This window comes from Oligosphaera ethanolica (assembly GCF_030814695.1).
Classification (GTDB): domain Bacteria; phylum Verrucomicrobiota; class Lentisphaeria; order Oligosphaerales; family Oligosphaeraceae; genus Oligosphaera; species Oligosphaera ethanolica.
Genome location: NZ_JAUSVL010000001.1, coordinates 1,601,436 through 1,623,788 on the forward strand (window position 1 = coordinate 1,601,436; position 22,353 = coordinate 1,623,788).

General features: G+C 61.3%; 17 protein-coding genes. 4 read left to right on the top strand and 13 right to left on the bottom strand.

The window, feature by feature from the left end; all coding sequences use genetic code 11:
- Positions 1-18: 18 nt before the first annotated feature.
- From J3R75_RS05305 to J3R75_RS05350, 10 genes are all read right to left on the bottom strand, one after another.
- Positions 19-639 (bottom strand): Amuc_1102 family pilus-like protein, encoded by a 621-nt coding sequence (locus J3R75_RS05305; RefSeq protein WP_307260330.1) that lies wholly within the window; start codon positions 637-639, stop codon positions 19-21.
- 266 nt (positions 640-905) lie between these two features.
- Positions 906-1,892, bottom strand: coding sequence for a flotillin-like FloA family protein (locus tag J3R75_RS05310; RefSeq protein ID WP_307260331.1), 987 nt, complete (start codon positions 1,890-1,892; stop codon positions 906-908).
- A gap of 80 nt (positions 1,893-1,972) precedes the next feature.
- On the bottom strand, positions 1,973-3,469 hold the full coding sequence (guaB, locus tag J3R75_RS05315; RefSeq protein ID WP_307260332.1) for an IMP dehydrogenase: 1,497 nt from the start codon (positions 3,467-3,469) through the stop codon (positions 1,973-1,975).
- A gap of 117 nt (positions 3,470-3,586) precedes the next feature.
- Complete coding sequence (locus J3R75_RS05320) at positions 3,587-4,129, bottom strand: Jag family protein (RefSeq protein ID WP_307260333.1); 543 nt, start codon at positions 4,127-4,129, stop codon at positions 3,587-3,589.
- A gap of 58 nt (positions 4,130-4,187) precedes the next feature.
- On the bottom strand, positions 4,188-6,017 hold the full coding sequence (locus J3R75_RS05325; RefSeq protein WP_307260334.1) for a YidC/Oxa1 family insertase periplasmic-domain containing protein: 1,830 nt from the start codon (positions 6,015-6,017) through the stop codon (positions 4,188-4,190).
- A 76-nt stretch (positions 6,018-6,093) separates the two neighbouring features.
- A complete protein-coding gene (gene yidD / locus J3R75_RS05330; protein WP_307260335.1) occupies positions 6,094-6,318 on the bottom strand; it encodes a membrane protein insertion efficiency factor YidD in 225 nt (74 codons plus the stop codon).
- Entirely contained in the window at positions 6,311-6,748 is a 438-nt protein-coding gene (gene rnpA / locus J3R75_RS05335; RefSeq protein WP_307260336.1) for a ribonuclease P protein component, read from the bottom strand. Before rnpA ends, yidD begins: the two co-directional genes overlap by 8 nt.
- 9 nt (positions 6,749-6,757) lie before the next feature.
- The gene (gene rpmH / locus J3R75_RS05340) at positions 6,758-6,892 is read right to left on the bottom strand and encodes a 50S ribosomal protein L34 (RefSeq protein ID WP_307260337.1); all 135 of its coding nucleotides are present in this window, start codon (positions 6,890-6,892) and stop codon (positions 6,758-6,760) included.
- A 362-nt stretch (positions 6,893-7,254) separates the two neighbouring features.
- On the bottom strand, positions 7,255-8,703 hold the full coding sequence (gene gnd, locus J3R75_RS05345; protein ID WP_307260338.1) for a decarboxylating NADP(+)-dependent phosphogluconate dehydrogenase: 1,449 nt from the start codon (positions 8,701-8,703) through the stop codon (positions 7,255-7,257).
- A 69-nt stretch (positions 8,704-8,772) separates the two neighbouring features.
- On the bottom strand, positions 8,773-9,654 hold the full coding sequence (locus J3R75_RS05350; protein ID WP_307260339.1) for an HAD family hydrolase: 882 nt from the start codon (positions 9,652-9,654) through the stop codon (positions 8,773-8,775).
- A gap of 471 nt (positions 9,655-10,125) precedes the next feature.
- Between J3R75_RS05350 and J3R75_RS05355 the strand changes: the two genes are divergently transcribed.
- Positions 10,126-11,157, top strand: a complete 1,032-nt coding sequence (locus J3R75_RS05355) for an ABC transporter substrate-binding protein (protein ID WP_307260340.1) — start codon at positions 10,126-10,128, stop codon at positions 11,155-11,157.
- A gap of 106 nt (positions 11,158-11,263) precedes the next feature.
- Positions 11,264-13,819 carry an ATP-dependent helicase HrpB gene (gene hrpB / locus J3R75_RS05360; protein WP_307260341.1) on the top strand — a complete coding sequence of 852 codons (2,556 nt, stop codon included), beginning with the start codon at positions 11,264-11,266 and terminating at the stop codon, positions 13,817-13,819.
- Between the two features lie 280 nt (positions 13,820-14,099).
- Here the strand turns inward: hrpB and J3R75_RS05365 are convergent, their stop codons facing one another.
- Complete coding sequence (locus tag J3R75_RS05365; RefSeq protein ID WP_307260342.1) at positions 14,100-15,494, bottom strand: SGNH/GDSL hydrolase family protein; 1,395 nt, start codon at positions 15,492-15,494, stop codon at positions 14,100-14,102.
- Between the two features lie 60 nt (positions 15,495-15,554).
- Positions 15,555-16,907 carry a Gfo/Idh/MocA family protein gene (locus tag J3R75_RS05370; RefSeq protein ID WP_307260343.1) on the bottom strand — a complete coding sequence of 451 codons (1,353 nt, stop codon included), beginning with the start codon at positions 16,905-16,907 and terminating at the stop codon, positions 15,555-15,557.
- Between the two features lie 1,382 nt (positions 16,908-18,289).
- Here J3R75_RS05370 and J3R75_RS05375 point away from each other — a divergent pair.
- A complete protein-coding gene (locus tag J3R75_RS05375; protein WP_307260344.1) occupies positions 18,290-20,800 on the top strand; it encodes an HlyD family secretion protein in 2,511 nt (836 codons plus the stop codon).
- Positions 20,801-20,902: 102 nt separating this feature from the next.
- Here J3R75_RS05375 and J3R75_RS19975 read toward each other — a convergent pair whose 3' ends face one another.
- Positions 20,903-21,271 carry a hypothetical protein gene (locus tag J3R75_RS19975; protein WP_464543952.1) on the bottom strand — a complete coding sequence of 123 codons (369 nt, stop codon included), beginning with the start codon at positions 21,269-21,271 and terminating at the stop codon, positions 20,903-20,905.
- A gap of 579 nt (positions 21,272-21,850) precedes the next feature.
- On the opposite strand from J3R75_RS19975, the gene J3R75_RS19825 reads away from it, so the two are divergent.
- Positions 21,851-22,348: an efflux RND transporter periplasmic adaptor subunit gene (locus J3R75_RS19825; RefSeq protein WP_503167934.1), complete on the top strand. Its 498-nt coding sequence runs from the start codon at positions 21,851-21,853 to the stop codon at positions 22,346-22,348.
- The last annotated feature ends 5 nt before the right edge of the window (positions 22,349-22,353 follow it).

The following is a 22,353-nucleotide window of genomic DNA, read 5'->3' on the forward strand; positions in this document are numbered from 1 at the left end:
GACGGGTCCGAAACGACATTAGAAGCTCACCTTTTCGTGCTCATAGTAGTCGTAGTCGAGGGGTGCGAAGGGCGTCTTGCTCTTGGGGAGCAGCTCGGACTGAATAATGCGGCCGGCGGCCTCGGCTTTGTTGTACCAGCCGTCGGGTATGCGGTTGGACTTAATTTCTTCGCGAGCGACGCGCTGGCCATCAACGCGTATCTCGACATAGACGCTGAGTTTGCGCGAGTCGATCCGGGAGCTGCCGATGTAGCGCTTGAAGAATTTGGGTTTGAGGTAGATGCAGGCGGCGTGTTTGCCGTCTTCGACATCGGTGTAGAACACGGACTGGGTCATAACGAGGGGTTTTGAGGACACGTCGGACTCGGCCAGGATCATCCAGAACACCTCGACTTCATCGAGCCAGCCGTTTCTGGCGCCCTTGGTATCAAAGGCCAAATCAATGCGGCACCATGTCTCCCGTGAACCCTGGCTGCCGCGGCTGGAGTCTTTGAAGGACGGCGTGCGCTCGCTCTCGAATTTGAGGCTGGTGATTTTGGTATCGACCCGGCTGCGCTGGGCCATGGCCAGCGGCGCCATGGCCAGGCAGAGCATGGCGAGCAACCGTAGCAGCGTCCGGTTGAGGGCGATAAACGACATGATGACCTCCTGTCCTTTTTCTATACCAAATTAGGGCAACCACATTACTGCAGCCGCCATAAGCGACAAATATTGGCTGCCTCAGCGCATCACAGATGACGCCGCGCTGCGGTCATGCCTGCTCCTACCCGTGCATGTGCCATAACAGGGCGTTACCATAGGCGTGCTTCAAGCGCAAATCAAGAACGACGCCGTGGCTTTTTCTTGTTTTTATGTCACACTGGCCAATAAATGGCCACTTCATCCGATATGCGGCCGCTTCGGCGTCATTCAAAGCGCATGGTCGCCGGCAGCAGCGCGGCGATGGGTTGCGGCGAGCCCAAGTTGTTGCCGTCGCAGGCGGCAGCGACGGCCAGGGGCAGATTCTCCCGCGCCTCGACGACCCTGGCGCGCATTGCCATGGTCTGACTGAGCATTTCCTGATTGCTGGCCACGGCATTGGCACGACGCTCTTCAGCCTTGGCTCGAGCGATGCGTTTGTCCGCATCGGCCTGTTGGCTGCTGAGGCGCGCGGCCACGTTGTCCATGACGTCAATGTCGGCGATATCGACCGAGAGTATTTCGAAGCAGGTGCCGCTGTCGAGACCGCGTTTGAGGATTTCCTGGGCGATGAGCTCGGGGCTTTCGAGTATCTGACGGTGTGAGTCGGCGTGGCCAATGGCCGTGACGATGCCTTCGCCGACACGGGCGAGGATCGTGGCTTCGCCCGCGCCGCCGACCAGGCGGTCGAGGCGGGTACGGACCGTCACGCGGGCCTTGACTTCCAGGCGGATGCCGTCTTTGGCGATGCCAGCAACGCCGGGTTCGCGACCATCGACCAGTGGCTGGCCCGGGACTGGGCAACGCAGGACCTTGGGGTTGATGTGGCTGTCAACAGCGTCACGGACATCGCGACCGGCCAGATCGATGGCGGCGATGTCTCGGTAGCCGAGTTTGATGCCGGCCTTGTTGGCGCCGACGACGGCGCTCTTGATACTGGCGAGATTGCCGCCGGCGAGCTGGTGGCTCTGCAGGTCGGCCAGGGTCACTTCGACGCCGGCTTTGCGCATGACTTTGAGGCAATCGACCAGTTCGACCGGCTGTAGCTTGCGCAGGTGGATAGTGAGCAGGTCAATGAAACCAACACCCAGACCGGCCGCGTTGGCCTCAAGCCACAGGGGGAAGTGCCGGACAACGAAGGCGACGAACCAGAGCAGCAGAATTGCGCTGGCCACAGCCAGCACAATGGACAGCAGCAGGATGACCTGTAACATGGCCGGTCCTTTCTCCCCCGTCGGGGTATGACGTTGACTGTTCGGGCGATTCAGGCAGCTTTAAGCAACTCCGCGATGCATCAAGTCGCGCGATAATTCGGGGCGTCTTTCTGGACGATGACGTCGTGCGGGTGGGCTTCATGGAGGCCGGCCGAGCTGACGCGGACGAAGCGGGCGTTTTCCTGCAGAGCGGCAATGGTGCGGGCGCCGCAGTAGCCCAGGGAAAAGCGCAGACCGCCGATGTACTGGTTGAGCACTTCGGACACCGAGCCGCGGTAGGGGATCATGCCTTCGATGCCCTGCGGCACGAGTTTTTCGGTGGCGCATTCGGCACTGACGCCGTAGCGTTCCCGGCTGCCCTTGCCCTTGCGCATGGCGTCCAGGCTACCCATGCCGCGATAGATGACGTAGGTGCGGCCCTGGTGCAGGATGCGCTCGCCGGGGCACTCCTCGGTGCCGGCCAGGGCGGAGCCCATCATGACGCAGCTGGCGCCGACCGCGATGGCCTTGGCCACGTCGCCGGAGTGGGCGATGCCGCCATCGGCGATGATGGGAATGCGGTCCTTGATGGCTTCGTTGGCCTGGAAGACGGCGGTGAGTTGGGGGATGCCGACGCCAGCGACGACGCGGGTGGTGCAAATGGACCCCGGGCCGATGCCGACCTTCACCCCGTCCGCGCCGGCTTCGTAGAGCGCGGCGGCGCCTTCGGCGGTACAGACATTGCCGGCGACGACGTCGACCTGCGGGTAGTCCTTCTTGAGTTGTTTGAGGGTCTCGATGACACCCTTGGAATAGCCGTGAGCAGTATCCAGGACCAGCGCGTCCACTTCGGCGGCGACCAGGGCGGCGATGCGTTCGTCGTCATAGGGACCGACAGCAGCGGCGACGCGCAGGCGGTGGCGGGCATCGCGGTTGTAGTTGGGCTCAATGTTTTTGAGCAGGGTACGCACGTCGTGGAAACTGTAGAGACCGCAGAGGCGGCCTTCGCGGTCGACGATGGGGAGTTTGCCGACCTTGTTCTTGCGCATGATTTCAAAGGCCTCGGTCATGTCGGTGTTGGCCGTGCCAACGACGAGGTTGCGGGTCATAGCGTCAGCGACGGTGATGTTGTAGTCAGTAAGGTACTTGACGTCGCGGGAGGTCAGGATGCCGACCAGGCGGTCGCTGTCATCGACGATGGGGAAGCCGCTGAAGGTATAGTGCTGTTCGTCCTTGGTGCGCAGCAGGTCAGCGACCTTGAGGTTTTGATGGAAGACGATGGGTTTCTGGATGAGGCCGTGGAGGTACTGCTTGACCTTGGCGGCCTGCTCGGCCTGCACGGCCGGCTGCAGATTCTTGTGGATGACGCCAATGCCGCCCAGCTTGGCCATTTCAATGGCCATGCCGCTCTCGGTCACGGTGTCCATGGCGGCGCTGACAAAGGGCGCATTGAGGGTGATATTGCGGGAAAACTGACTGACAATGCTCGCCTCCGCAGGCAGAAAGTCGGCATAGCGCGTTTCCATGGAGACGTCATTGAAGGTCAGGGCCTCGAAGCCCTGGGCTTCCATAAAAGCCTTGATTTGCGGATTGACCATAGCTTGGCTCCTTTGCCGATCGGCCCTGCGGGCCTCTTCACTGCGCGCTGTCTATGTTATACAATGGCCTGCGGGAAAACGCAACCCGCCGCGTCGGCGGCAGGCGGCAGGCGCTCGTCACGCGTTGTCTTTGAGACGGATGGTAATGCGTTTGCAGCCGTTAGCGTCGGCCTGTTCATCGCTGATGGTTTCGACTTCGGGATCATCGCGCAGGGTCAGGTGGACCAGGCGGCGTTCGGCGGGGGTAAAGGGCCCGACCTGTCGGGGGCTGCGCCAGCGCTTGACTTCCTTGGCGGCGTCGCGGGCGATGCCCTCCATGCGGGCGGGGTCCGGCCGGTTACCGCCGCCCTCGTGGCCGCCGCTGCGGCCGGCGTCGCCGTTGCCGCGGCGGGTAACGCTGTAGCCATCGACCTCGACGGGCACCCACGGCAGACTCTCGTCGTTATTGTGCTGGCAGCGCAGGATGCGATTGAGGATGAGTTCGAGGCTCTCGAGGGTCTGCCCTTTGCGGCCGATAAGCCGACCGGCCTCTTCGGACTGCACGGACAGCCGGAAGTCGTCGTCCTGTTCCAGACAAAGGACTTGCGCGGTCGTCCCCAGCAGCCGCAGGAGTTCGCTCAGGACCTGTTGCGCTTTTTCTTGTTGTGTCTTTTCCAACATGATAACAGCTTCTCCTTCAAAAGGCAGACGGACTATGTGAATGGCAGGGAAGATCGGGTTATTTGGCCACGGCAGGCACGGGGCTGGTCTTTTCCATTTTGCGGGTGATGACAGTCTGGCCAATCGTGAGCAGGTAATTGACGGCCATGTAGAGGGTGAGCGCCGACGGCATGCCATAGAATAGCACGATAAAGAAGAGCGACATCATGTTCATCATCTTGGCCTGGTTGGGGTCGGCCGACGGCGTCATCTTCTGCTGCCAGTACATGGTTGCGCCCATCAGGATGGCGAAGGGGCGGATGGGTAGGAAGTCCGGCGAGAAGGCCAGAGTATCTGGCAGCGACAGGTCGGCGGCCCAGAGGAAGCCGGCGTGCCGCAGTTCGACAGCGTTGCGGAAGGTGTTGAAGAGGGCGAAGAAGACGGGAATCTGCAGCAGCATGGGCAGACAGCCACCAAGCTGACTGACCTTGTTTTCCTTGAACAGCTCCTGCTGCTTGCGGTACATCTTTTGGGCATCATCCTTGTACTTTTCGCGCAATTCCTTGAGTTGCGGCTGCAGAGCCTGCATTTTGCGCATGGACACGGTGCTTTTGTGGGTGAGTGGCCAAAAGAGCAGCTTGACCAGCAGGGTCAGGCAGATCACGCCCATGCCATAGCCGATGCTGGGCGGGAAGAGCCCGCTGATCCACACCATGCCCTCCAGCAGCATGCGGCTGAGGAAGCCCATCCAGGCCGGCCGGAAGAAGAAGAAGCGGTCCATCTCCATGATGGTATCGACACCATTGCCCAGCGCGTGCAGGCGCTTGAAGTTCTTGGGGCCGGCGTAGGCATTGAAGGTCCATTCCTGGTCGCCGGCAGGCGGCAGCTCGACCGCAGGCAGGCGCAGGCGCAGGCGATACCGGCCGTGCTGCTCAGTGGGAACGCCTTCCTGGTGTGCGGACGGCGCGGTGGCGGCGTCAACGCCGGCGAAGAGGCCGCTGCTCTGCCAGATGTGGAAGAGAAAGTACTTGGAGTGCACGGCCGTCCACGCCACCGGCGTCTGCAAGAGCTGCTGCCGGTCGACAGGACTCATTTTCACCAGGTCCTTCATGCCGAGCATGCGCGCGTGCTTTTCGCCCTGAACGCTGACAGCGGCGCCACCGGAAGACTCGCCGCGCCCGGCCTTGCGGTCCGGCGAGATAGACGGCGGCAGCGAGCCGCCTTCGAGCAGCAACCCGTCGAGGGTGATGGCGCTGTCAGTGAGATTGCGGATGCGCAGAGTATAGCGATACTGGTAGCTGTTGTCGGGATCAGCCGACCAGGTTTCGGTGAGAGTCAGGCGGCCATCAAGGCTGGTCCGGCTGAGCTGCACGTCGCCATTGGCGTTCTCGGCCTGGGCGCCATTGAAGGACAGACCGGCAGCACTGGCATCCAAGGCCAGAAAAGGGGCGTCGTGATTGCCAAGAACGACCGAGCTGGGCTCGGCATCGCCGCGCCGAGGCTTGTCCTGAAAATAATTTTCGAGGACGACGCGAGTCATGCCGCCGCCCAGACTGTCAATGCTGGCCACGCTTTCGCCGGGGCGAATCAAGGGCAGCGGCACGCCGGCGGCATCGGGCCAGAGCCGCGGCGCACCGGGAACACCGGCAGGCGAAGCCACAACCGGCGCGGCAACCGCGGCAGCGCCGGCGGGATCGGCGGGCGCTGCGGGATCGGCGGGCGTGGTGCCGTCGGTGGCAGCCGTGGCGGCAGCGCCGGCGGGCGGTGTCATATCAGGCAGGACGGTGGTCTGCTGGTCACTGTTGCTTGCGGGTGGCGGCAGTTGCGGCCGCGGCGCCAAATACATCAGCAGGATGAAGGCCAGCACGCAGCCGGCCACGCCGAGAATGGTCACTTTGTCGTATTTCATGCTTACCGTTCGTCTGCCGCGGCCTGGGTGTTTCGGCTGCGGCGGTCCTTCGCGTCTGATACGTTTATCTCTATGTTTAATGCTTAAGATCGGGCACGGGGTCATAGACCGGCCCGTGGTAGAAAGGCTGGCAGCGCGCGAGACGCCAAAGGAGCAATCCCGTGCCTTTGCAGGCGCCATAGCGGCGAATGGCCACCATGCCATACTCCGAACAGCTGGGCTGGAAGCGGCAGCAGGCCGGCTTCAGGCCGCTCAAGTAGCGCCGATAGAAGGCAATCAGCGCGACCAGAGCGTCACGCATCCAATGTTGTACTGGGCTCGGAGTCATGATCCGTTGGCGCCGGCGCGACCGTGAACAGGCCGGCTTTCCGTGCTTGCTCGTCGACATCCTTGAGGACGTCCGCCAGGCCCGCGTCCCGCAGGCGCTGCCGGGGAATGAACAACAGCCACGATGGCGGCAGCTGCTCGTAAATCTGCCGATAGACTTCCCGGAACAGTCGCCGCGCCCGATTGCGCACAACGGCGAGATGGCTGTAACGCCGGGAAATCAAAAACGCCGCCTTGCGCATTCCGTCAGGCGGCGTTTTCAAGACAACCAGGACGCAGGTGACACCGGCATATCGCCGGCCTGCGGCACGCATGGTCGCAAATTGCTTTTGCTGACGCAGCCGGGCAGCGGAGCCAAAGGCCGGGTTGCGCTTGCTCGCCCTCGTGCTGGGCAATGCGTCCATCAGCTGTCCTCACAACGCCAGGCGAACACGGCCTTTGCGGCGACGATTGGCCAAGACCCGGCGGCCATTTTTGGTGGCCATACGAGCGCGGAAACCCAACTTGCGCTTGCGATGCAGACTGTGCGGTTGAAATGTTCTCTTCATGATAGTATTCCTTGTTTCTCTGGCTGCACGGCGCCACCGAGCGGCGCTGTATGGATATGGTAAAAGACCATTGATGCGGCGGAGCCCGTTAAGATAACGCCCCATGGCCAGTTCGGCAACCGGCCAGCAGGACTTTTTTCCGAAGCGAGGGGAGCGCCGCAGGCCAGCGAAATCGAGAATCTTCAGGTCATAGGTCCTCTACGTCCCCTACGTCCTCTACGTCCTCTACGTCCCCTACGTCCCCTACTTCCCCTACGTCCTCTACGTCCTCTACGTCCCCTACGTCCTCTACGTCCCCTACGTCCCCCTTGCCGTGATGCGCAGCGCATGGCGCCGCGTATCGCGTCATCCAGGGCGTAGAATTACACCACGTAGGTATTGGCGGTGGTATTGCCGCCGTGGCCGGTCCAGTTGGTGTGGAAGAATTGGCCGCGGGGCTTGTCAACGCGTTCGTAGGTATGGGCGCCGAAGTAGTCGCGCTGGGCTTGGAGGAGATTGGCGGGCAGGCGGTCGCAGCGATAGCCGTCGAAATAGCTCAGCGCCGAGCTGATGCAGGGCATGGGCACGCCGGTTTCGATGGCGGCGACGGCGACGCGGCGCCAGGATTCCTGCGAAGAGTCCATGACGTCCTTGAAGAAGGGGTCAACGAGGAGGTTTTTGAGTTCAGGATCGCGATCGAAGGCCTCTTTGATGCGGCCGAGGAAGAGCGAGCGGATGATGCAGCCACCGCGCCACATCAAGGCGATGCCGCCGTAGTTGAGTTTCCAGCCGTATTCCTTGGCGGCAGCCATCATGAGCTGGTAGCCCTGCGCGTAGGAAACGATCTTGGCGGCGTAGAGGGCCTTGCGCAGATCGTTGATGAGTTGGTCACGGCAGCCGCTGAAGGGCTTGACCACGCCTTTGAGGATGCCGCTGGCCATGACGCGTTCGTCTTTGATGGCGGAGAGACAGCGGGCGAAGACGGCCTCGCCGATCAGAGTCAGGGGCATGCCGGCGTCAAGGGCGGCGATGGCCGTCCATTTGCCGGTGCCTTTCTGGCCGGCGGTATCAAGGATGAGATCAACGACGGCCTGGCCTTCTTCGTTCTTGTAGCCGAGGATGTCGCGGGTGATTTCGATGAGGTACGAGTTGAGTTCGCCATCGTTCCAGTCGCTGAGGACCTTGTGCATCTCCTCGTTGCTGAGGCCGATGGACTTCATCATGTGGTAGCTCTCGCAGATCATCTGCATATCGCCGTACTCGATGCCGTTGTGGACCATCTTGACAAAGTGGCCGGCGCCATTTTCGCCGACCCAGTCACAGCAGGGCTCGCCGGCGTCGGTATGCGCGCAGATAGTCTGGAAAATGTCCTTCACGTGCGGCCAAGCGGCAGGCGAGCCGCCGGGCATCATGCTCGGGCCGGTCAAGGCGCCCTCTTCGCCGCCGGACACGCCGGTGCCGATGTAGAGCAGGCCCTTGCTTTCCAAGTACTGGGTGCGGCGAGTGGTGTCAGGGAAATGACTGTTGCCGCCATCGATAATGATATCGCCGGGCTGGAGTTTGGGAATGAGCAGCTCAATGAAGTCATCGACGGCCTGCCCGGCCTTGACCATCAGCATGATTTTGTGCGGGCGTTTGAGGTTGGCAATCAGCTCGTCGATGCTATGGGCGCCAATGATGTTCTTGCCCTTGGCGCGATCGTTGAGAAAGTCGTCGACTTTGCTCACGGTGCGGTTGAAGCAAGCGACGGTGAAGCCCTTGCTTTCCATGTTGAGGATGAGGTTTTCGCCCATGACGGCCAGGCCGATCAAACCGATGTCTGCTTTGCTCATTGCGATGTCCTTGCTTTGCGTTGCTATGGTTGCGGGAGAGTCAGGATATAAAAAGAAGAGCGACGGCGCTTACGACCAGCTGGGATGCTCAGGCAGCGCACGGTCAAATTCAGCCAACAGCTCCTGCTGGTAGGCGCCGGCGAAAGTCCCGGCAAAAAATTTGCCAATGGCTTCCTGGTGGAAACGCTCCCAGGATTTCTCTTCTTCGCCGGGAATGACCGGGAAGAACAGCGCGGCGTTGCCCTTGGCGGCCTTGAAGTCGCCGGGAGCGTCGCCAATCATGAGAATTTTTTCCGCCGGGTATTTGTCTTTGGCAGCGAGTGTCAGATGCTCAGTCTTGGTGCCGGCTTCCTGTCCCGCGATGAAATCGACGTAGTGGTCAATGTGGTGTTCTTCCCATTCGCGTGTCAGCGCTTCGACGGGCGTCTGGCTGACCACGATCATGTCGGCTTTGCCCTGGAGCTGCGCGAGGCTCTCGCGAACGCCCGGGAATGGCGGCACGCCGAAAACCATGTCCTTGATGCGGACATCGACCTCAAGCGACCAGGCGAGGATCTTCGCCAGCGCCTCGTCGCCACTGGCGGCGACTTTGGCCTTCAACGCCGGTATGCCCAGCTTGCTCTCTTCCTTGATCCACGCGTCCAGCGACGGAATGTTCGTCATGTAGATGTCACGCGCGATAAACACCGACCACTCGCCTATCAGCTGCAGGGCGCGCTGCACGGCCAGATAGCGGTTGCAGCCACGGGTTTTGGAGTACAGATTGACAAACAGCCACACTTCACGCGCGTACTTGCTGGCGGCCTGCAGACCGAAATGCTTGATGAAAGCCGGGCAGAAACACTCTTTCTGCTTGATCTCCATGGTGTCGAAAATGCAGCCGTCGCTGTCGAAACCGATGAAAAAATCATGTTTGCGCTGGAGTTTCTTGAGCTCTGAGACGTAATCCATGTGCTTCTCCTAATGCCTGTGCCGAACACGAAAACGGGTACTGCCGCCGCTCACGGCAAACGCGCCGAGAGCAGTCGCTGGGGAAAAAACGTGCGGAGCGACGAACCAGACGCAGCGGGTGCGACCGCCATCGGCCCCAAAAAAACGCGTTGTAATCTAATGCTGCGTAGGGCCTTTTGCCACCGTGAAAACCCAGTGGACTCGGTGGACCCAGTGGACTCGGTGGACCCAGTGGACTCGGTGGACCCAGTGGACTCGGTGGACCCAGTGGACTTGGTGGACCCAGTGGACTTGGTGGACCCAGTGGACTCGGTAGACCCAGTGGACTTGGTGGACCCAGTGGACTCGGTAGACCCAGTGGACTCGGTGGGCTTCTTGCTGATTGCTGTTTGCTCCGGTGACCATTGCGGAGTAAATTTGTTGTTTCGCATTTTTCCACTCAATCCGATCAATGATAAGGACCCCCCGGCAATGAAAATGAGCATGAGTCTCCTGTGCGGCCTGATTGTGGCGTTTTGTCTCTGTGGCTGCGGCAAAAGCAAGGCCACCCTGCATTTATACAGTTGGGCGGACTACTTCAGCCCCGACGTCATCAAGCAGTTCGAGAAAGAGTTCAAGTGCCGGGTGGTGTACGACACTTTTGATTCCAACGAGGCGCTCCTAGCCAAACTCCAGGCTGGCGCGACCGGCTACGACGTGATCGTCCCCAGCCACTACATCATCGCCTCGCTGGTCAAGGACAACATGCTCCTGGAACTGGACAAAAGCCGCCTGGGCACCTTCAAACACCTCGACCCCGAAGTGGTCAAGATGCTGCCCGACCCCGACTGCCAACACGCCATCCCCTACATGATGAGCTACACCGGCATCGGCTACAACAACACCAAACTAGACAACCCACCCGACTGGCAGGTCTTCGCCCGTAGCGACTTCAAAGGCCGCATGACCCTGCTGGACGATATGCGCGAAGTCATCGGCGCCGCCCTCTGCGCCCTCGGTCTTGACGCCAACAGCACCAACGACGAAGACCTCGCCAAGGCCCGCGAACTGGTCATGACCTGGCGCGCAAATATCGCCAAATTTGAAAACGAGCAGTACAAAAACGGCATCGCCTCCAACGAATTCTACGTCGTCATGGGCTATTCCGGCGACCTCATGCAGGTCGTTGACGAAAATCCCCACGTGTCCTTCACCATTCCCAAGGACGGCTGCCTGCTCTGCTGCGACATGCTGGCCATCCCCAGCAACGCCAGCAACAGTGACCTGGCCTATCAATTCCTCGATTTCATCCATCGACCCGACATCGCCGCCGCCAACACCGAACACGTCTTCTACTGCTGCCCCAACAAAGACGCCTATCCCCTGCTCAGCGATGACGTCCGCAACAACCCGGCCGTGTTCATCGACCCGGAAATCTTCGCCAAATCGAAATTCACCCTCGACCTCGGCGAAAACCTCGGCAAGTACACCAAGCTCTGGGACGAAATCAAGGCCGGCAAGTAAGCCCGCACCGACGACTTCGCTGATCGGACGGATCCGCGAAGAAGACAGAAGACCAGACGGATCCGCGAAAAAGCCAGCCGCTCCGTCTGCGAAAAAAGAAAGCCCCATGCCCCGTCTGCCCATCTACGACATCGAAGCGAGTTTTCTGGCGGCGCTGCGCGCGTCGGGGCAGGTTGTGCTGACGGCGCCGACGGGTTCCGGTAAGTCCACGCAGATCCCGCGCATGATGCTGCCCTTGCTGCCGGCTGGCGAGCGCATACTGGTACTGCAGCCGCGGCGCCTGGCCGCGCGCATGCTTGCCGAACGGGTCGCCGAAGAGCTGGGTGAGAAGCCGGGTGGCCTGGTCGGCTACCAGACCCGCTTCGAGCGCTGTCACGGTGCCGACACACGCATTCTTTTCATCACCGAGGGCATACTGCCACGCATGCTGCAAGGCGACCGCGCCCTGCGCGGCATCGGTGCCATTATCTTCGACGAGTTTCACGAACGCAGCCTCCATGTCGACCTCGGCCTGGCCCTGGCCCGTGAATGCCGGCAGTGCTACCGGCCGGATCTGCGTCTGGTGGTAATGTCGGCGACCATCGTCGCCGAGCCCCTCCAGGCCTACCTCGATGGCTGCCCGCACATCCACGCCGATGGCCGCTGCTACCCGGTGACGACCAGCTACCTGCCGCCCGCGCCGCGACAGCCTGTCACCAGCGCCGCCGCCATGGCCGCCCGGCAGATCATCGCCAGCGGCGAAATCGGCGACATCCTCATTTTCATGCCCGGCGTCTATGAAATCCGTCAGACTGCGGACGAATGCCGGCGGCTCTGCGGCGCCGCCAGCGTCAGCGTCCTCCCGCTCTACGGCGAAATGCCACCAGAAGAGCAGCACCAAGTCATGGCTCCGGCCGACAAGCGTAAAATCATCATCGCCACAAATATCGCCGAGACCTCGCTGACCATACCCGGCGTGCGTATCGTCATCGACAGCGGCCAGGCCCGCAGCAACCGCTACGACGCCGTGCGCGGCGTCAATATGCTCGAAACGCGCCCCATCGCCCGCGACTCTGCCGACCAGCGCGCCGGCCGCGCCGGCCGTGAGGCACCCGGAAGCTGCTGGCGCCTTTGGTCGGAGCTCGAGCACAACGCCAAGCCGTCACGCAGCCTGCCGGAAATCCAACGCGTGGACCTAGCCGAAACCCTCATGCTCAGTAACGCCTTCGGCTTTCATGCCCCAGCGGCCTTTCCCTGGTTTGAAGCACCGCCCGAACGGGCAATCACCGGCGCCCAGCGACTACTGGAAGAACTGGGAATACTGCGTAAGAACCACGGCGGCCTCAGCGATCTCGGTCGCCAGCTGCTGCCCTTCCCCGCCCACCCGCGATTGTCCATGCTGATGTGGCTGGGCGCACAGGCCGGCTGCTTCGGCCACTGCGCCCTGGCGGCGGCCATCATCGCCGGCCGACCACTGATCACCGGCCGCAGCGGCGGCGGCGAGCAACGCCGCCAGCGCCGGCAGGACGCTCGCCAACTCAGCCGCGCCGAGGCCCTGCCACAATCCGATTTCTTCACCCTCTTTGGACTCCTTGACGCCGCGCGCGACGGCCGCTTCGACCTGGAGACCTGCCAGTCACTGGGCATCCATGCCGGCGCCGCCCGCGATGTCTGGCGCGATGCCGGCGAGTACAGCCGCCTGGCGCAGCGGGCATCGTGGCCGACTCGCGACGAAGAAGGCCGCGAAATCGCCTTCCTGCAGTGTCTCCTCCGCGCTTTCCCAGACCGCATCGCCAAACGCCGCGACGCTGGCACCCTGCTCTGCCTCCTTGCCGATGGCCGCTACGCCGAGCTCAGCAAGGACAGCGTCGCCAGGGACGAGCCGTTACTCATCGTCGCCGAAATCCGCGAAGGCATCGCCAGCAGCGGCCTGCAAAGCAGCAAGCTCAGCATCGGCCTGGCCTCAGGCTGCCGTGAAGAGTGGCTGTGGGAATTCTTCCCCGACGAGTGGGTGGACAGCGATGACATCAGCTGGGACGAAAAGCTCCAGCAGGTTGTCAGCCGCCGCACACTGTCCTGCCTGGGGCTGCTCATGGAGGAAAGCATCCGCCAGCAGCCCGACGTCACCGTCGCCGCCGAGGTCATCGCCCAGCGCCTGGACGAAGGCAAACTCGCCCTCCCCGGCTGGGACGACGACGTCGAAGCCTGGATTGCCCGCGTCCGCTGGCTGGCCGAAATCTTCCCGGAACGCCAACTGCCAACCTACAGTGAGCAGGACCGCCAGGCCATCCACCGCCGCCTCTGCGCAGGCGAATACTCCTTCCGCGCCGTCAAAGCCAAGAGCTGCCTGGAAGCCGCCCGCCAGCAACTCAGCCCGCAGGACCGGCAATTCGTAGACCAAATGGCGCCCGCCCAGATCATGCTCCCCAAGGGGCGCCGCATGCGTATCGAATATCGCCCCGGACTGCCCGCAAAAGGCCGCGCCCGCATCCAGGACCTCTACGACCTCAAAAGCGAGGCGCTGAACATCGCCGGCGGTCGCGCCAAACTCCTGCTGGATATCCTCGCGCCAAATATGCGTACCGTGCAGATCACTGACGACTTGCCGCGCTTCTGGGAAGTGCACTACCCGCGTCTGCGCTCAGAACTCTCACGGCGCTACCCCAAACACGAATGGCGATGACGTGGCCGATTGCGGTCGATTGCGGTCGATTGCGGTCGAATGCCCTCGATTGCGGTCGATTGCGGGCGGTTGCGGTCGATTGCGGTCGATTGCGGTCGAATGCCCTCGATTGCGGTCGATTGCTGCCGAGTGCGGTCGATTGCTGCCGAGTGCTGTCGATTGCGGTCGATTGCCGTCGATTGCGGTCGATTGCCGTCGATTGCGGTCGATTGCGGTCGAGTGCGGTCGAATGCCTCCGGGGCCGTCAAATCCTTTTCGGCCCCTGTCGCCTACCTCGTCGTCACTTCTTGTCGTCGGCTTGCGCGGGACGCAGGAGCATGCGTCGGGGCAATGGTTTGGCTTTCGCCCACATCTCGTCGGTCAGCTCCTGCGACTGCTTGATGTATTCGGCCTCGCGGGGCTTGTGTTCGGCATAGACTTTGGCCATGGCATTGTGATAGCCCTGGTTGCTGGTGCGGGCGGCATTCTTGGCGGTGATGCGTTCCAGCATGGCGTCGTAGTCGTTGAAATCGAGGTCTTTTTCCCGGCTGAGGCCGTGGCGCCACATCGCGAAATTCCGCAGGTAGCGGCTGCTGATAGAATGGCGTTTATCATTGAGCTTCATGACTTCGCCGGCTTGTTGCAGCATGGGCGACTTTTCCAGCTGGCCGAGATTGACGCCGGCGGCCCAGGCCGCGTGATCCGCCGTCACCACGACGGCGTCGTCAATCAGCAGGGTGAATTCGCCTACCGGCAGTCCCTTGATGACCAGCAGTTCTTCGCACAGATCATTCCAGAGCTCCGGCAGCCAGGCCAATGCCTGCTGGGTGCCCGGGGGCATCGGGAAAGGCAGCGACTTGGCCAAGTAATTGAATTTCATTTCGCCGCCGATGTAACTCAGGCCATCCGCCTGGCAGTTCAGCGTGCTGCGCACGGCACTGGCCGCGGCGTCAATCTCCACGCGCGTCACCGCCTTGGGCGCGCCGCAATCCTTGAGGAAATAATAGGCCATGACCAGATGGCCGGCCGCACCGGGATGCACGCGATCGCCGCCGACAATCGTCGCCGCAGGATCGCCTTGCTGGACTTTGGCATTAAGGGCGCTCATGGCGCCATGGAAATCCACCACGCGACCGTCGTGCTTGGCGGCCAGCTCGCGAGCCTTCTGTCCACAGATACCCAGGGCGTCATTGACCCCGAAGTTATTGGGCTTGTCCATGGTCGACGTCTGGTCGAAAATGGACGGCGTGATGAAAATCAGCCGGCACTGGTCGTCGCGCAGTTTTTGTGCCAGCGTGGCCATGGACGCCGCGTGCCGGTCGATGGCGCCTTTTTTGCGCTCGGCCATTTCCGGCGTATCGGGCTTGTCGCTGTACTGGCCGCGACCGACGTCATTCATGCCAAGCATAATGCTAGCCACGGTCGGCGCGAAGGGTTTGATGTCCCAATCATAGCGACCGACCGCACCAGCGGCGGAATCACCGGAAATGCCGGCGTTGGTCATGGTGAATTTCTGCTCTGGATAGCGGGTGACATAGTAGAGATAGACGTAGGAATGATAGCCACCGCCATGCGTGATGCTGTCGCCAACAGCCGCCCAGCGATCGCCCGCACGAAAAATCGGCTCCGGCAAGGTCTGCGCAAACAACCAGGACGTGGCAAGTAACGACAATAAGCAAAGTCGGCGAAATATCATTGTTGTTCTCCCGATGAAAGTTAAACATTCTATCACGACAAACGATCGAATCATGCGTTGTTAAACGCGGGGAATTTTTTCCAGTTCCCAGCCTGCACGATAGGGCTCGCCGTTGATGATGGCGTCGGCTTCTGGCAGGCCCTTGGCGCACATGCTCTTGGCGTCCCAGTGGATTTTCTTGCCGCTGCGGATAGCCAGTACGCCGAGCAGGGCGAGCTCCGTCAAACGGGCCGCGTAGCCGAATTCGGTACCGCTGGGCGCGCCGCCTTTGCAAGCGTCTATCCACTCGCGGTGATGCCCCGGCGAGCGCGGCAGGGTTGGCGCCGGTTGCTTGTAGCTCTTGGCGAGCTTGTCCGGCAGCAGGAACGGCGTCTGCCCCAGACCCGGACATACCAACATGCCCTTTGGACCGACAAAATAACAGCCACGCCGCGGCCATTCCATGCCGGCCGGCCAGCTGGCCGGTGTCGGCGGCCGCATGCCGCCGTCATACCAGGTCACCTTCACCGGCGGCTTGCGACCACGCCGACCAAACTCGTAGTGGCAGATTTCGCTGTGCGGCGTGAGCTCGGGCGACGTAAAACCGCCCTGGAATGCCTCGACCGTGGTCGGCGCGACGAGGTCCAGCGCCCAGCATATCACGTCCATGTCGTGACAGACAAAATCGCCGATGGCGCCCAGCCCGAAGGTCCAGAAATCCCGCCAGCGCACCGGCGTGTACACCGGGTGATACGGTCGTGGCTGCCGGGGACCAATCCAGAGGTCCCAGTTGACGCCGTCAGGCATGGCCGGCTCGTCCTGCGGTGGCGTGACCATCCACTTGTGCCAGCGAGCGGCGGGCACCCACGCATGCGCCTCGGACACCGGGCCAATGGCGCCGTCCCAAAGCCACTCGCAGGCTTGACGCATGCCCTCGCGAGCATGCCCGAGATTGCCCATCTGCGTGGCCACGCCCATCTCCGCAGCCACCTGCGCCATCAGCCGCGCCTCGCGAATGTTGTGCGTCAGCGGCTTCTCACAATAGACGTGCTTGCCCTGACGCATGGCATAAATCGATACATACGCGTGGGAAAAATCCGGCGTGGCACACACGACCGCGTCAATTTCCGGATGCTCAGCCAGCATGACGCGAAAATCCTCGTAGTCCGCACAGCTGTAGCCCGGGTCTTTCTCGCGATAGAACTTCTCTACCGCCGCTTTGACATTGAGCCGGCCTAGCGGCTTTTTGTAGAAAAAGTCGTCCTGATACTGCGCAATGGGATCGGCGATGGCGACGACCTTCACGTCCGCAAAAGGCATGAGGTTGTTGAGCACGCCCATGCCCATGCCGCCGGCGCCTACCAACGCCACATTGACGACACCGCGAGTCACTGGCCGACTGGTCTTTTTGGAAGCTGATTTCCTGGGGCTCATGTCCGCATTCACTCCTTCACTGATAGGATCACCGCATATCCACGCCCGTTTGCACCCGGCAATGCTGCCGCCCGCAGAGCCACTGCCTGCTCGGACTCATAAGAAATTGCCGCCATCAACCCGCATACCGAATACCAAGTCGAGTGGGCAATCATTCTTGTCGGCCGAAAAACTACCCCGACTCGCGAGCGTTTGCAACCGCCGGGGTGAAAATGCCTAAGGGAACATGTAATCGGTCAGCTAGTGATAATAGATGCCAGACATGCCGCCAATGTCAATCCCAGGTAAGCAAGTGAGTTCCATTGCCCCTTTGGCCCCAGTCAGCTTCGCCGACTGGGGCCAAAGGGGCCGAGGAACACGAACATAGTCGCCGTTGTACCCAGGGCTGCGCACGCCTTCAGAGTGCTTGCCCTGGGCTGGAATGTTTCGCGCTTTCAGCGCTTCTGCCGCTTCGCGGCCAGAAAAACGGGCACGTTTGGCTTAGCCAGAAGCTCTATGGCTCAATTATCAATGGCTCCTATGTTACATGACCGGATAACCTCGGACAAATCACGTCGTCAGGTCGGCCAAGTTCGGCCCGGAGGGCCGCACCATGCATAACCCCAGGTGAGGCGCCCGGAGGGCGCCGCAACCCGGGGTGTGACAGCAACTTGGAATTGCGCCCGGAGGGCGCCACATTGGCCTAGCGCGTCGCGTCCCACGCGCCAGAAAGAGGAATTACTGGCATCCAATATCAATGACTCCTATGTTACATGACCGGATAACCGGGGAATGGGGAGCAGGCTAAAGCCTGAACTACATACGCCGCCGCCTACCCAAGGAGCATGTAACCTGCAAATTGTCCCCGGTGTTTTCCCCACCGGGGTGGTTACTTACCGATTACGTCTCGCGGCCGTGGAGTGGGCGTCTCGCCCACTCCGACAAGACGGCTCATTAAACCGTCCTCGTCATCCACGCCGACCGTACCCGGCCCGTCTCCCCCGCCACACGAGCCGTGCGCACAGCGGCTGAAAGCCGCTACTACTCTGGGCCCGCTATGACTCCGCTGCCGCAAAGGTCGGCGGAAATCAAGGTCGGATGGTTGGGCGGCGGCGGGCCGTGGGTTTCCTGCAAATTGTCTCCGGTGTTTTCCCCGCTGGGGTGATGGCTGACCGATTACGTGAACGTAGCGGTCGCAAAAAGACTATAGACAGGCTTATTCGCCAATAAAGGGCGCAAACCTTTCGTTAGTCATAGTCATGCTTGCCAGTTGCTCCCGAGCTGTCGTCATCATTATCTTGATTGTTGTTCCACCATTTCTCATGCGCTCTCGTCTTCATCACTTTACTTTTCTCGCCTTGCTTGCCTGTTTGGCCACCGTCTGGGCGGCCGACGACGCGCCGTTGGCAGACAGCATAGTGGTCTCTGAGCAAAGTCTGCCCTTCACCTACAGCATCCGCATTCGGGCGTTCACGGAGAAATCCGAGAAGATCAACAACCCTGTGCGCTGGTTGCCGCTGGAGACGGTGATCGCCGACGGCACCTACGTGCAGGCCGGTGATGTCGTGGCAACCTTCAGCAGCGAAGAGACCGCGAACGACCTTATCGCTCTGAAACTGCAGCAGGCGGTGATTGACGCCAATGTGGATCGGCGACTGGCCGAGATCGACAACAACGCCGTCGATCTGACGGACCAGATGGGCACCCTCCAGGACAAGCTGTCCGCGCTTGAAGCCAAACTCGAACGCCTGCGCAGCGAGCCCAATCCGGACGACGTGCGCATTGCCGAGGGGCGCTTGCGGGTGGCGACCCTCAACGTCAATGCCAGCCAAAAAGACTTCACCAAAGCCGAAGACCGCTTCAAACGCGCCATGATCTCACGCGCCGAATTGGACAGCTACGAGAAAGACCTGCGCGAAAAAGAGGCACGGGCCCGCTTCGCCACCCAGGAACTCGAAGTCACCAAAAATCCACCGACGGTGCCCAACGACATCAAACGCACCGAAATCGACATTGAAAACACCAAACTGGAAGTCGAGAAGCTGGCCTTTGAGATGTCCGAACAGGAAAAAATTTCCGTCATCCAGAAGGACGCCGCCAGGATTCACCAGCGCCGCAATCAGAAAGAGATCGCCGACAAGGAGAAGGACCTGCAGCACACCAGCGTGAAGGCGCCGATTGCCGGCTTTGTCAGCCACAACCGCGTCTTCAACAGCGAGCTCATTCCCGGCCTGAAGATGTGGGACAACTACGCCTTCATGGAGATACCGGAGATAGCGACGATCGGTTTTCGCGGCGTGCTGCACGAGTCGGTGCGCAAACATTTCAAAGAAGGGGACGAGGTACGCATCCGCGTGAATGGCCGCTATGCCGATGCCATCTCGGGCCGCCTCAAATCCATCAGCACGCTATCGCATGACCTGGCCGAGAAGGAGGAGTCCGGCGGCGGCGATGTCAAGACCTTCGGCGTAAAAGTGTTTGACGTGGTTATCACGACGACCGAACCGCTGTCCTGGCTGCGCCCCGGCATGCGCGGCGAGGCTGATCTCCTGGCGAGCACGCCGATTGTCGGCCCGGCCCTGCCTCTGCAATATGTGCTGCAGCAGGACGGCAAGTCATTCGTCGCCGAAAACGGCTTGTACCGCGAAGTGAGCGGCACGGTCGTGGGCAGCTTTTTCATCCTCGACAACCCGTCCTGGCTGGACAAACGGGTCACCGCCCGTGGCACTTTTCCCGTGCGCAAAGACGACGACGGCAAGGAGGAAAAACGCCTGAGCGCCTCCGGCGAACTCCTGCCTGTACGGTCGACAGACATTCTGGTGCCAGACATCGGCCGCTGGCCCTGGCCCAAAATCACCTGGCTCATCCCGGAAGAGAGCATGGTCAAAGCCGGCGACGTCGTCGCCAAGCTCGATCCCGAAGAGCGCGAAAAGCGCATCAGCAACATCAGCGCCAACTACACCGAAGTCGAAAGCCGCTGCAACGAGCTGGAAAAAAAGATAGAAATCACCCGCCGCAACGGCGAATTCCGCCAGACCAACGCCAGCAACAACCTGGCGACGGTGCGCATCAGCAGCGGCGAAACGCTGAATTATGTCTCGCCATTGCCAGTCTTTCGCGGTGAAATGACGCTCAAACTAGCCAAAATCCAGCTGGCGGCCACGCAGCGGCGGCTGGACCGCGAGTTAGGCAAAAAGAATCCAACGATGTCCCCGGTGGAGCTGGCGAAACTCAAACGGACCTTGCGGCGGCACACGCTGAAAGTAGAACAGGCCGAGCTCAATTTAAGCAAGGACCGCGAGGGCGCCACCCGCATCGCCAAGAGCCGCGCGGCGCTGAATTTGGCTGACGCCGAGGCGAATCTGGAGAGCACCGCCAAGTCGGTGCATTTTGACAACTTGAGCATCCGTCGCGAATATGATCGCAACAAACAACAGCTTGGGAATATCGACCGGCGCCTGCAGCGGGAGATCCGGCGACGGGACAACCACGTGATCACGTCGCCAGCGGACGGCTTGATCTGTTACAACAAAGTCTTCAATGGCAACAATATGGCGAAGGTTTCGCTGGGCAACACCGTCGGTCCGCGCTTCAACATTCTATCCATTCCTGATGTCAGCGAGATGGAAATCAAGGTCGAGGTACCGGAGAAGTATTACGGCGACGTCCATTCGGGCCTGGAGGTGGAGGTGCGCATACCCTCTTTAGGCGAGGCGCGCCTGGCCGGCACCGTCAGCAAAGTGGACCTGCTGTTTTCCAATCGCGGCAAGAAGGACAGCCAGCTTGGGCTGTACTCGTCGCACGAGCCTTTGGGCGAAGTAACCTTCGCAGTGCGCATTACCGTCAAGACTGACCACGATCGCCTCAAACCCGGACTGATCAGCGAGGTCTTCTTCCCCTTCCAGAAACGCTAGCCAGAAAGAACCGCCAACGCCGACAGACGCCGGCAATGCCATCCAGACAGCATGAAACGCCGCTCCCTCATCATCCTATTCCTCCTTGTTACCCTGCCACCGCTAATACTGGCCGGGTGGTTTTTCTGGCGCAGCATGATCAAGCCACCGGAAAAGCAGTTGCAGCGCTACACCGTCGTACCCGTCAGCGCGGAACGCCTGGTGCTCTGTCGCGGCGTCCTCCAGAGTGCCATCGAAGTGCCAGTGACGATTCGCACCCGCGGCCGCATTACGCAGATGCTCAGCCAGGGCAGCGCCGTCAAAAAAGGCGAGCTGATCCTGCAAGTCGATGACAGCTCCGCCCGCGAAGAAATCGAGAATCAGGAAACCGACCTCCAGAACACCGAATTGAACGTGGAACGCCTCAACGCCCAATACGAACTGGTGGACTTCCAGGAAAGCAAGAATGTCAGCCTCCGCCAAGCCCAGCATGAACACGCCCTGTTGGAGGAAGCCGAAGAGCTCGCCATCCCCGATGAACGCGCCAGGCGCCTAATGGCTATCGAGGAAGAACTTGCCGAGCTGGACGTCGCTGACGCCCAGGACACCTACAACCGCGAAAAACGCCTCTTCGACAAAGAGTACATCAGCTTTTCGGCCCTCGAACCCTATGCCCGTACCCTCGAAAACGCCAAGGCGGCACTGGAAGAAGTCCGCATCAAAAATGAACTGGAACGCAAAGGCATTACGGACGAACGCCGCGTCGAGCTGCGCAAAGGCCTTGAGCGTGCCAAAGCCAACCTCGACCGCGTCAGCATGAAACGCCAGCGGCGCCTCGCGGATATTAGCGGCCAGATTGAGGCCGAAAAACGCCGCTTGGAGGAAATCCGCCACCGCATTGCCCGTGCGCAGAGCGAAATCGACCGCGCCAATGTCTATGCGGATAACGACGGCGTTTTTAAGATTCGCACCTACCGCGACTGGCGCAGCGGCGGCCAGACCCGCGAGTACAGCGTTGGCGAAGAACGCCACCCGGGCGACGTCGTCGCCGACGTGATCGACCCGTCACGCATGAAAGTCAAGCTGGTGGTGCATGAGGCGGACTACCACGAGCTGCAGGACGGCATGACGGTCGAGATCAGCCTGCCGGCCTACCCCGGACACGTCTTCACCGGCAAGCTGCGCCAGCTCGGCGCCATTGGCCGCGACCGCAACCGCGTGGATCCGACCAGCGAAGGCGGCCGCGATTCCGAAATCGCCATGTTCAACGCAGAAATCGACATGGACAGCGATGGGCGCAATTTCCACCCCGGCATGTCGGCAATCATCAAGATCCGAGTGCACAGCCCCCGCGAGCGCCTGCTCATCCCACGCTCGGCCATCGTGCGGCTGGACGACGGCCGCAACGCGGTGCGCCTGGTCGGCGAAGCAGAGCCAAAGGTCGTCAACAGCCAGTATTTCAACGACCTCTACGTGGAAATCCCAGCCGGCCTGCAGGCCGGTGACGAGATACTTCTGAGCTACCCGCTGCCAGTGGACGACGATGGCGGCGCGGTGGCCAAACCCTGAACGGC

Excerpts from the sequence above, each read along its gene's own strand:
- J3R75_RS05355 (WP_307260340.1), top strand. The coding sequence starts at position 10,126 with ATGAAAATGAGCATGAGTCTCCTGTGCGGCCTGATTGTGGCGTTTTGT.
- J3R75_RS05310 (WP_307260331.1), bottom strand. The coding sequence starts at position 1,892 with ATGTTACAGGTCATCCTGCTGCTGTCCATTGTGCTGGCTGTGGCCAGC.
- guaB (WP_307260332.1), bottom strand. The coding sequence starts at position 3,469 with ATGGTCAATCCGCAAATCAAGGCTTTTATGGAAGCCCAGGGCTTCGAG.
- yidD (WP_307260335.1), bottom strand. The coding sequence starts at position 6,318 with ATGCGTGACGCTCTGGTCGCGCTGATTGCCTTCTATCGGCGCTACTTG.
- J3R75_RS05305 (WP_307260330.1), bottom strand. The coding sequence starts at position 639 with ATGTCGTTTATCGCCCTCAACCGGACGCTGCTACGGTTGCTCGCCATG.
- hrpB (WP_307260341.1), top strand. The coding sequence starts at position 11,264 with ATGCCCCGTCTGCCCATCTACGACATCGAAGCGAGTTTTCTGGCGGCG.
- rpmH (WP_307260337.1), bottom strand. The coding sequence starts at position 6,892 with ATGAAGAGAACATTTCAACCGCACAGTCTGCATCGCAAGCGCAAGTTG.
- J3R75_RS05325 (WP_307260334.1), bottom strand. The coding sequence starts at position 6,017 with ATGAAATACGACAAAGTGACCATTCTCGGCGTGGCCGGCTGCGTGCTG.
- J3R75_RS05320 (WP_307260333.1), bottom strand. The coding sequence starts at position 4,129 with ATGTTGGAAAAGACACAACAAGAAAAAGCGCAACAGGTCCTGAGCGAA.
- J3R75_RS19975 (WP_464543952.1), bottom strand. The coding sequence starts at position 21,271 with ATGCTGGGCTTGGCGGAGGCTGACATTCTTGCTTTCCTGGAAGTCCAC.
- J3R75_RS05350 (WP_307260339.1), bottom strand. The coding sequence starts at position 9,654 with ATGGATTACGTCTCAGAGCTCAAGAAACTCCAGCGCAAACATGATTTT.
- rnpA (WP_307260336.1), bottom strand. The coding sequence starts at position 6,748 with ATGGACGCATTGCCCAGCACGAGGGCGAGCAAGCGCAACCCGGCCTTT.
- gnd (WP_307260338.1), bottom strand. The coding sequence starts at position 8,703 with ATGAGCAAAGCAGACATCGGTTTGATCGGCCTGGCCGTCATGGGCGAA.
- J3R75_RS19825 (WP_503167934.1), top strand. The coding sequence starts at position 21,851 with ATGAAAGTCAAGCTGGTGGTGCATGAGGCGGACTACCACGAGCTGCAG.
- J3R75_RS05365 (WP_307260342.1), bottom strand. The coding sequence starts at position 15,494 with ATGATATTTCGCCGACTTTGCTTATTGTCGTTACTTGCCACGTCCTGG.
- J3R75_RS05370 (WP_307260343.1), bottom strand. The coding sequence starts at position 16,907 with ATGAGCCCCAGGAAATCAGCTTCCAAAAAGACCAGTCGGCCAGTGACT.